A 9,628-nucleotide genomic window follows, 5' to 3' on the forward strand; every position below is an offset into this window, starting at 1 on the left:
GCTTGCCGGCGATGGGCTGCAAGGCAGCCCCATGCCGCGTGACTGACCGGCATTGACGCCCGTCCCGCATCGACACTCACTCGCGCAGTGCGAGTTCATGGATGATCTCAGAGACATCCCCGTCCAGGTAACGGGCAGAAAAGCCAAGCGCCTTGGCAAGCCGGTGCATCCCGTAGTTGCCCGCCAGGTCGCGCGACACCATGCCGTGCAAGCCATCGCTCCGGGCGGCATCGATCAGGTGCCGCATCAGCAGCCTGCCCAGCCCCTTGCGCCGCCAGGGCTCGCTCACCGCCACCGCGCAGGTGCAGTCCTGGCTGCCGGGGATCGCCGCGTAGCGGCTCAAGCCGATCTGGCACAATTGGCCTGTGTCATGCACCAGGGCGACGAACACCCTGCACCCGTGAGGGTCCACGTCCATCAGCCGGTCGATCATCGACGGCGCGCGGCCATCGAACCCTGCCAGGCGGCGGAAGTGGCGCACGTCGTGGGCCATCGCCCCGAGGAAACGCCGCCCCCGCTCCCGGTCCTCCTCGCGCAGGGGGCGGATCAACACCGGTGTTCCGTCATCCAGGGCCTCGACCCAATGTGGGCAGGCCAGGTCGTCATCGTCATGCTTGCTGTTCATACCCTGCTCCCAAGCGCTCGATCCCAGCCGGCAACAAGGTTGTTGTAGAACGCCTGGCTCCGGGCGACCTGACCTGCATCAAGTTTCCGGTGTGGCGCGAGCCTTTCTGACCTGGATCAAGCCGGCAGGCGGCGGCGCTTCGATAATCCGTGGACGAGCCGCTTTGGCGGGCATGTCCGATGGCCTGTAGCGCCCTGGCGGTCAACCCACGCCTGACTGATCCCAGAGGTCGATGCCATGCAGCTTACCTTCCTCGGTGCCACCGGCACGGTGACCGGCAGCAAGTTCCTGCTCGAACGCGGTGCCACCCGTATCCTCGTCGACTGCGGCCTGTTCCAGGGCTACAAGCAGCTGCGGCTGCGCAACTGGCAACCCTTGCCGATGCCGCTGCATTCACTCGACGCGGTGCTGCTGACCCATGCCCACCTGGACCACAGCGGCTACCTGCCCGTGCTGGCCCGGGAAGGCTATCGCGGGCCGGTCTACGCCACCCCCGCCACCTGCGAGCTGGCCAGGATACTGCTGCTCGACAGCGGACGGCTGCAGGAGGAGGAAGCCGACTATGCCAACCGGCGGGGCTATTCCAAGCATCATCCCGCCCGTGCCCTCTATACCGAAGAGGACGCCCAGCGTGCCTTGAAACTGTTACGGCCGCTGGAGTTGCACCAGCGGGTGCAGATCGCCCCTGGCGTGCACGTCTACCTGCGTTCGGCCGGGCACATCCTGGGCGCTGCCAGCGTGGAGCTCAGTGTCGATGGCCAGACGCTGGTGTTCTCCGGCGACCTGGGGCGGCCGGAAGACCCGGTCATGTATGCGCCCGAGCCCATCGAGGCGGCCGACATCCTGCTGGTGGAGTCCACCTATGGCGATCGCCAGCACCCCGCCGGCTCGACCGAGCAGTACATCGCGGATGTCATCAACCAGACCTCGCTGCGCCAGGGCATCACCCTGGTGCCTTCGTTCGCCGTCGGGCGCGCCCAGTTGTTGATGTACTACCTCTACAAGCTGAAGAAGGACGGGCTGATCCCCGATATCCCGGTCTATCTCAATAGCCCCATGGCCACCGACGCCACGGCGCTGTACCTGCGCTTTCACAGCGAGCACCGTTTGTCGGCCGAGGAGTGTGCGGCGATGTACCGGAGCACGCGCATCGTTCGCTCGGTCGACGAGTCCCGCCAACTGGACCAGTTGCGCGGGCCTGCGGTGATCATCGCCGCCAGTGGCATGGCGACCGGTGGGCGGGTGCTGCACCACCTCAAGGCGTTGGCGCCCAACCCTCGCAACAGCCTGCTGTTCTCAGGCTTCCAGGCCGGTGGCACGCGTGGGGCGGACATCGTCGCCGGGGCGAGGAGCGTGCGCATGCATGGCATGGACGTTCCCATCAACGCACAGGTGTTCGCCATGGAGAATCTTTCCGCCCATGCCGATGCCGACGAAATCATCCAGTGGCTGCGGGGTTTGCGTACCGCGCCCCGGCAGACTTACGTGGTGCATGGCGAGCCCCACGCCGCCGATACCTTGCGCCGGCGCATCAGCCTCGAGCTCGGTTGGTCGGTGTGTGTGCCGGAGCACTTGCAGACGGTGCCGGTGGGGCAGGGGGAGGAGCACTAATTACACCGTTGGGCTTGGCAAATGCTGGGGCCGCTTCGCAGCCCCAGATGACCCACCTGCAGGCAGCTCAGACCAAGGCCAGACGGTGAACGACCTGGCTGGGGTCGTCCGGGTCCCGCGAGGTGGTGAAGCCATGGGCCTGTGCCAGGTCGCGCATCGCCACGTTCGCGGCCGCGTCGATCGAGTACATCTGCGTGAAGCCATGGGCCCGGGCGGCATCGATCAGGTGGCCGAGCAGCAGCGATCCCAATCCAAGGTTCTGCCAGGCATCGAGCACCGTTACCGCGCATTCGCACTGCCCGGTCTCGGCCGCAGCCGCGTAGCGGCTGATGCCCACTTCCTGCAGCTCGCCGTCGACATGGGCCAAGGCCACGTAGGCCATCTGCCGGTCGTGGTCGATGCTCATCAGTTGGTCAAGCATGGCCTCGCCGGGTTCCTTGATCTGGCACAGGAAGCGAAAGTGCCGCGACTGCGGCGACAGCCGCTGGATGAACGCTTTCTCGCGCTCCCGATCCGCGGCGCGCAGCGGCCGGATGAGCACATGGCTGCCGTTGTTCAGGGCTTGGACCCAGTGTTCGCCAGCGGTCTCGGGAAATGCCAGGTCAGCGGGTGCAGCATGGGGATGGGCAGGGTCCATGGGAGCCTCCAGCAGGTTCGGGAAAGGAGAATGCACCCTGCTGTTTTAGCGCCCTGCCCAGGGCGCCGCTTGATCTTTGTCAAGTGTGGTCGCCGCCTCAGTGGGCTGCGGCCTTGCGCCACGCCGTCATGAGGGTGGCCAGCACGATCAGGGCCGCCCCGGCGGCCATCCGCAGCGACGGCTGTTCGCCGAACAGCCACCAGGCGCAGGCGATCGCATACACCGGCTCCAGCGCAATGACCATGCCGGCGGTGCGGGCCTGCAGGCCGTCCAGGCTCTTGACGAAGAGGAACTGCGACAGCCCGGTGCAGAACACGCCCAGCAGCGCCAGATTGACCCAGTCGTTGCCGTGCAGGCTGGTGCCGGCCAGGTGGCTGAAGGCGAACGGTGCCACCAGCGCCGCCACCACCACGTTCTGCCAGAACGCCACCTGCATCGCGTCCATGCCGCTGGGGCGGCGGCGGTTGGCGACCGCCAGCAGGGCGAACGCCAGGCCCGAGGCCAGCCCCCAGAGCAGGCCCATGGTGCCTTGGTCGAGCAGGTCGAAGGACGGCACCACCAGCACCAGCCCCGCCGTCACCAGCAACAGCAGCAGGCTCTCGGTGGCGCCGGTCCGCTCGCGGAACACCAGCAGGTCGATCAGCGCGATGAACGCCGGGAAGCTGGCGAAGCCCAGGGTCGCCACCGCCACGCCGCCGACCTTGATGGCGATGAAGAAAGTCACCCAGTGGGCGGCGAGCAGGGTGCCGGTCAGGCCGATGACCGGCAGGTTGCGCCAGCTCAGCGCATCGAGCAGACGCGTGCCCTTGAGCCCGGCGACGAAGCCCAGGGCGATGAAGGCGAAGGTCGCCCGGCCGAAGGTGATGAGGCTGGCATCGGCCTGGATCAGTGCGCCGAGGATACCGGTCAGGCCGAACAGCACAGCGGCGATGTGCGCGGCGAGCAGGGCGTTGCGATGGCCGGTCGAGGTCCCGGCGGTGGAAACGGAGGTTGCGATCATGGCAGTCGAATGGTCTTCACAAGCGCGCGCAGGCACTTCCCAAGGGCGATGCGCGCGGGGTTTTCGGGTTTGGAGAATTTATCGTTATGGGGTGCTACCGGTTGTCCGGTGCAAAGGGGCGCCGCAGCGTTGGAATTGTGAAGCGAGGCTGCATACTCGCGGGTGTCGCGGGGCTGGCCTCTGGCGCAAGGTTCAGCCGATGGGAGAATTATTCGATCAGGGGGCTTTGGCGAGACGGTCGCCTGCGACATGTACTTGTCAGATCGCGACGTTGCTTGTGTCGTTGCGCGTCATGGCGACGTGGGTGGTGGCCCAATGACTGTCCGGGGCGCCGGACCGGTCGGAAAGGGGCGCGAAGCGCCCCAAACGACAGCTCAAAGTCTCACCCTGCGTGGGCGAAGCGTGGGGCAAGGCTGGCGGCGGCGGCCTCGAAGCAAGCCTTCATGTCGTCCACCACCTCGTCGCTGTGATCGAATGACAGGTAGATCCGCCCATATTGCGACGGCATCATCAGCAGGCCCGCTTCCCGCAGGGCCAGGTGCAAAGCCTTGCTGAACCCGGCGTCGCCGACCTCCAGTGCCTGCGCGTAGGTTGCCGGCGCCTGACGCGAAGGCCAGATACCGAACACGTTGCCGTAGCCACTGGTGCTCACGGCCATGCCCTGGGCGGCGAAGATCTCTTCCACGGCAAGGCGCAGCCCTTCGCCACGCTCGAGCAGGTGCGGATAGTCGGCATCGTCCAGTTGCGCCAGTGTGCTCATCACCGCCGCGCACGCCATCGGGTTGCCGCTGAAGGTGCCGCCACGCAGCACGCGCCCCTCCTCGAAGCCCGCCAGGATATGTGGCTTGCCGACGATGGCAGAGACCGGTACGCCGTTGCCGATGGCCTTGCCGACGCTGGCGATGTCCGGGTCCAGGCCTGCGTGCAAGGCCGCCAGCCCCGCGTGCAGGCGAAACCCCATCAGGACTTCGTCGCTGATGACCAGGGCGCCGTGGCGGTGGGCCACGTCCTGTACGTGCGCCAGGTAGCCAGGGGCAGGCATGATGCAGCCGGCGTTGGCGAGCATGGGTTCGAGGATCACCGCGGCGATGTCGGGGTCTTCGGCGAACAGGCGTTCCACGTCGTCGAAGTCGTTGAAGCGCAGCAGCGTGGTACGTGCCGTGGCGGGGCGCTGGCCGTTGGCGAAGCCGGCTTCGCGCGAACTGACGTTACCGAAGCTGACGTCGTCGAACCAGCCATCGAAGCCGGCCGCCATCTTGGCGATCCTGCCGCGGCCGGTGAAGGCGCGGGCGGCGCGGCAGGCCAGGTGCACCGCCTCGCTGCCGGAGTTGGTGAAGATGACCTTGCTCAGCGCGCCGGTGTGCGCAGCGAGCGCAGTGGCGGCGGCATGCTCGCGGACATGCGCCCACGACGGCGAGGGCGAGTCGGCCAGGGCCGCCGCGACCTGGGCAGTGACCTGGTCGTTGGCATGCCCGAGCAACACGGCGCCGAAGCCGAGCGCGGTGTCGATGTAGCGACGGCCTTGGTCATCCCACAGGTAGGCGCCCTTGCCCTTGCGGATGAAGAGGGTTTGCCCGTTGAGTTCGGGCAGGATGCGAGCGGCGCTGGAAACATCGCCAACCAGGTTACGCATGGGGACCTCTGTTCTGTCGTTCGATGAAGAGCCGATGGCGGGATCGGCTCGAAGCCTGTGTGGTTCGGCCACGCTCACTGTCGGCGTGTGTCCCAGGGGTTGTGGGCGAGCTTGTGCTCGAGGAAGTCGCGGAACACGCGGATCCTCGGGCTCAGGTGCTTGCGGTTGGTGTAGATCATGTAGATCGGCTCGCTGCTGTCGCTACTGTAGGGCTCCAGCAGCGGGACCAGGCGCCCGTCGTGGAGGTCCTGGCCGATATGGAACTGCGCCAGGCGCACGATGCCCGCGCCACCGAGCGCCAGGTCGCGCAGCAGGTCGCCCTGGGCGAACGTGGCCTTGGGGACCACCGGCACCGTGGTGGGCTCGCCATCGATGAGGAAACTCCAGTTGTTCCAGACGCTGTCGAAGCCGAAGTTGAAGCAGGTGTGATCGAGCAATTGCCGTGGATGCTCGGGTACGCCATGGCGGGCCAGGTAGTCCGGCGAGGCGCAGACGATCCAGCGGCTCTGGCCGATCTTGCGAGCGATGCGCGTCGAATCGGGCAGGATGCCACTGTGGATGGCCACGTCCAGCCCTTGATCGAACTGGTCATGAAACTGCGCACCCACCTGGATATCGACGGCCAGGCCAGGGTAGGCCGCGAGGAATTCCGGCAACCAGGGGATAATCTGGTGCTTGGCGAAGGTGGTCATGGTATGGATGCGCAGCGTGCCACTGACACGGGTCGGGAACGCCTCGGCCAGTGAGTCCGCCTCGGCCATGGCATTGCTCACCGCTCGGGCGCTGACCAGGTAGGCGGCGCCTTCCTCGGTCAGCGTCAGGCTGCGCGTGCCACGCTGGAACAGGCGCACCTGCAGGCGGTTCTCCAGGCGGGTGATCAGCTTGCTGATGGCCGAAGGGGTCATCCCGTGGGCCCGTGCCGCCGCGGAGAAGTTACCGTGCTCGGTGGCCCAGAGGAATGCCAGCAATTGTGAGTAGTTGTCCATGTTCCTGTCTCCCGTGGCCGATCAGCAGACGGGCAGTGCTGCGGTGGTCGAGCTGGGCGTGATGTCGTCGGGGCTGCACGGCAGCCCCGACAGCAGCCTGCTCAGCGGATGAACTGTTCGATGTAGTCGTCGGGCAGGCCCAACGACGTGTAGTGTGCACGAGCGGCTTCCAGTTTGGTGAAGACGTCCTCGTACCCCACTGCCACACCTTGGGGATCGACGTAGGTGTAGCCCCCTTGCACATGGAACCAGGTGATCATCTCCTCCACATCTTCCGGCACGAAGAGGGTGTGGGTCTCTCCCGGCGGCTCGAAGGCGAACGAGCCTTCCTCGGCGATCCAGTCATGCTCCAAGTAGTACCAGCGCCCCTTGAGCACCAGCGCATGGACCCCACCGGTATGGCGGTGGCGGGACAGAACACCGCTCTGGCGCACGCGCAGCAGGTTGATGTAGTAGCCGCCAGAGACGCTCAGCAGCAGGGGCTTGAAGGACACCGACGCGGTCACCGGGACCCACAGTTGGTCGTCGTCGAGCCATTTGCCAAGCACGCCGGGGTGCACCATGTCGGGCGACATGAAAGGCACCTGGGGCAGTTGATAGGGAATCGCCAATTCGTCGGGTTTGCGGGCTACGTTCATGAAAGGCTTCCACGGTTGGTTCTCTGGGGCCCCGGCCATACGGTCGGCCGGGGCTTCATGCAGGTTAAGGTTGCGATAGAGGGGGAAAAAGGACCTCGTCGGCACACCCGCCATGACGCTCGGTCACAGCGGGCTGGCAGTCGCCGCGCGGAGACTCAGGCCAGGGCCCGCCGCTGCGCGTGCTCGTCGAGCGGTGCCATGGCACTGCGCTGGGCCGAAAGCTCTGGCTGGGACTTCTGCAGGTAGGCGCCGATGCCCACCAGCACGGCGGTCAGGCCGAGCGTGGAAAACAGCTCCGCGCGCTGCCCCGGGAAGGCTGCCATGATCGCGAAGACCCCGAGGATGAAGGCGATGGTCAGCACGGTCAGGTAGGGGAACAGCCACATCCGCACTTCCAGGCGCTTGCCCAGGGCCACGAGCTTGCGACGCATGTACAACTGGGTCACGGCGATCACCAGGTACATCAGCAGGGCCAGGGCTCCGCTGGTGGCCAGCAGGAACTGGAACACTTGCTTGGGCAACAGGTAGTTGGCCGCCAGGGCGACCAGCGCGGCCAGCGATGTCAGCGCGACCGCCAACAGGGGCACACCCTTGGGCGTGGTACGCGACACCGCCCTTGGCGCATCGCCCCGCTTGGCCAGCGAATAGGCCATGCGCGAGGCGGTGTAGATCGCCGAATTCAGGCAACTGGTCACCGCCACCAGGACGACGATGCTCATGATGGCAGGTGCCCAAGGGATGTTCATGGCAGTGAGCACCGCCTGGTAGGAGCCCTGCGCCAGGCCTGGCGCATTCCAGGGGACCAGGCACACGACCACGAACATGGAGCCGAGGTAGAACAGGCCCAGGCGCCACACCACTGCGCGAATCGCCTTCTTGATGTTGGCCTTGGGGTCCTTCGATTCGGCTGCGGCGATGGTGACCACCTCGCTGCCCTGGAAGCTGAACATGGCGGTCAGCAGCGCAGCGACTATCGCCACGTTGCCATTGGGGGCGAAGCCGCCGTTGGCATACAGGTTGGCGATGCCATGGGTGGACGAACCTGGCACCAGGTCGAAGATGGCCAGTACGCCCAGAACGATGAAGCTGACGATCGACACCACCTTGAACAGCGACAACCAGTACTCGAGCGTGCCGAACGAGCCCACGCTGAGGCTGTTGCAGACGATCAGCACGAAGGTGATGGCAAAGGCCGTGATCCAGTGGGGAAGGCCCAGCCAGTCGCCGAGGATGTTGCCGGCCACGATGGCTTCGATGGCGATGACCAGCACGTAGAACCACCAGTACAGCCAGCCAATGGAAAAACCGGCCCAGCGCCCGATGGCCTGGTCGGCATAGGAGGAGAACGAGCCGGTGTCCGGCCTGGCCGTGGCCATCTCTCCGAGCATCTGCATCACCAGCACCACGATCATCGCGGCGATCACATAGGACACCAATACCGCAGGTCCGGCGGCCGCGATGGCGTTGCTCGACCCCACGAAAAGGCCTGCGCCTATCACGCCGCCAATCGAGATCATCGTGACCTGCCTGCCTTTCAAGCCGTTCCCCAGCTTGTCATTGACCTTATCTTGACCATCACGCATCGGCTTGCACCTCGGTTGGACGCTTATTGTTGTCAGTGGCCACCGGCGAGGCGGCCTTGGCGCACTACCTTAAGGGCTGGGCGAGGCGTGGATTAGGCCATGGCATTTCACAGCAGGTGTGACGAGTCGTCACAGGATCGCGGCCTGCTGTTCACCGCGCTGATGTTTCCGTTCACGACCTGGGAAAATACCGAACGCCATCAAATTGTTCAGGCAACGGCCGATAGCAAGGGGTGACAGGCCGCCATCGAATCATGCGCGTGCGATATTCAAAAAAATAATCCAAGGTCTTGAAACATGAACCTGAAATTCCGCCACAAGATCCTGCTCAGCGCTTGCGCCGTCGTGGTCCTGGCATTCGCCTTGTTCACCCTCTACAACGACTACCTGCAGCGCAACACCATCGGCCAGAACATCGAGGCGTCCGTGCAACAGGCTGGCGCCTTGACCGCCAGCAGCGTGCAGAACTGGATGAGCGGGCGCATCCTGGTGCTGGAGAACCTGGCCCAGGACATCGCCCTGCAGGGCACCGACGCCAATGTGGCGGGGTTGGTCGACCAGCCTTCCTATACCCGTAACTTCCTGTTCACCTATCTCGGCCAGGCCGATGGGGTGTTCACCCAGCGACCGTTCGTCGAGCTGCCCGATGGCTTCGACCCGCGCCAGCGCCCTTGGTACGGCGCCGCCGCGAGCGCGGGGCACACGGTGCTGACGCCACCTTACCAAGGCACGGTCGGTGGCCTGATGATGAGCATCGTGACGCCGGTGCGCAGCAAGGCCAGTGGCGAGCTGCTGGGCGTGGCTGGCGGCGACCTGAGCCTGGACACCCTGGTGGACATCATCAACGCCGTGGACTTCGGCGGCATCGGCCATGCCTTCCTGGCCGACCGCGACGGCCAGGTGATCGTCAGCCCC

10 protein-coding genes are annotated in these 9,628 nt (G+C 65.7%); 3 read left to right on the forward strand and 7 right to left on the reverse strand.

What is annotated here, in order from left to right; all coding sequences use genetic code 11:
* Positions 1-76: 76 nt before the first annotated feature.
* Positions 77-625 (reverse strand): GNAT family N-acetyltransferase, encoded by a 549-nt coding sequence (locus tag NJF35_RS02505; protein WP_225787446.1) that lies wholly within the window; start codon positions 623-625, stop codon positions 77-79.
* 237 nt (positions 626-862) lie between these two features.
* Here NJF35_RS02505 and NJF35_RS02510 point away from each other — a divergent pair, with 237 nt between their 5' ends.
* Complete coding sequence (locus tag NJF35_RS02510; RefSeq protein ID WP_225787447.1) at positions 863-2,236, forward strand: MBL fold metallo-hydrolase RNA specificity domain-containing protein; 1,374 nt, start codon at positions 863-865, stop codon at positions 2,234-2,236.
* Positions 2,237-2,303: 67 nt separating this feature from the next.
* Here the strand turns inward: NJF35_RS02510 and NJF35_RS02515 are convergent, their stop codons facing one another.
* The 6 genes from NJF35_RS02515 to NJF35_RS02540 form a co-directional block, all read right to left on the reverse strand.
* Positions 2,304-2,873 (reverse strand): GNAT family N-acetyltransferase, encoded by a 570-nt coding sequence (locus NJF35_RS02515; RefSeq protein WP_225787448.1) that lies wholly within the window; start codon positions 2,871-2,873, stop codon positions 2,304-2,306.
* A gap of 97 nt (positions 2,874-2,970) precedes the next feature.
* Positions 2,971-3,873 (reverse strand): DMT family transporter, encoded by a 903-nt coding sequence (locus tag NJF35_RS02520; protein WP_225787449.1) that lies wholly within the window; start codon positions 3,871-3,873, stop codon positions 2,971-2,973.
* A gap of 382 nt (positions 3,874-4,255) precedes the next feature.
* Positions 4,256-5,506: an aspartate aminotransferase family protein gene (locus NJF35_RS02525; protein WP_225787450.1), complete on the reverse strand. Its 1,251-nt coding sequence runs from the start codon at positions 5,504-5,506 to the stop codon at positions 4,256-4,258.
* A gap of 74 nt (positions 5,507-5,580) precedes the next feature.
* Positions 5,581-6,492, reverse strand: coding sequence for a LysR family transcriptional regulator (locus tag NJF35_RS02530; protein WP_225787451.1), 912 nt, complete (start codon positions 6,490-6,492; stop codon positions 5,581-5,583).
* Positions 6,493-6,593: 101 nt separating this feature from the next.
* On the reverse strand, positions 6,594-7,130 hold the full coding sequence (locus NJF35_RS02535; protein WP_225787452.1) for a 2,4'-dihydroxyacetophenone dioxygenase family protein: 537 nt from the start codon (positions 7,128-7,130) through the stop codon (positions 6,594-6,596).
* A 155-nt stretch (positions 7,131-7,285) separates the two neighbouring features.
* Positions 7,286-8,713, reverse strand: a complete 1,428-nt coding sequence (locus NJF35_RS02540; protein ID WP_225787453.1) for an amino acid permease — start codon at positions 8,711-8,713, stop codon at positions 7,286-7,288.
* 99 nt (positions 8,714-8,812) lie between these two features.
* On the opposite strand from NJF35_RS02540, the gene NJF35_RS02545 reads away from it, so the two are divergent.
* Positions 8,813-8,950, forward strand: coding sequence for a hypothetical protein (locus NJF35_RS02545; RefSeq protein ID WP_225787454.1), 138 nt, complete (start codon positions 8,813-8,815; stop codon positions 8,948-8,950).
* Between the two features lie 60 nt (positions 8,951-9,010).
* On the forward strand, positions 9,011-9,628 hold a 618-nt coding region (locus NJF35_RS02550), incomplete at its 3' end, for a cache domain-containing protein (protein ID WP_253090644.1).

It is taken from the genome of Pseudomonas guariconensis, from assembly GCF_024127895.1.
In the GTDB taxonomy this organism is placed as follows: domain Bacteria; phylum Pseudomonadota; class Gammaproteobacteria; order Pseudomonadales; family Pseudomonadaceae; genus Aquipseudomonas; species Aquipseudomonas guariconensis_B.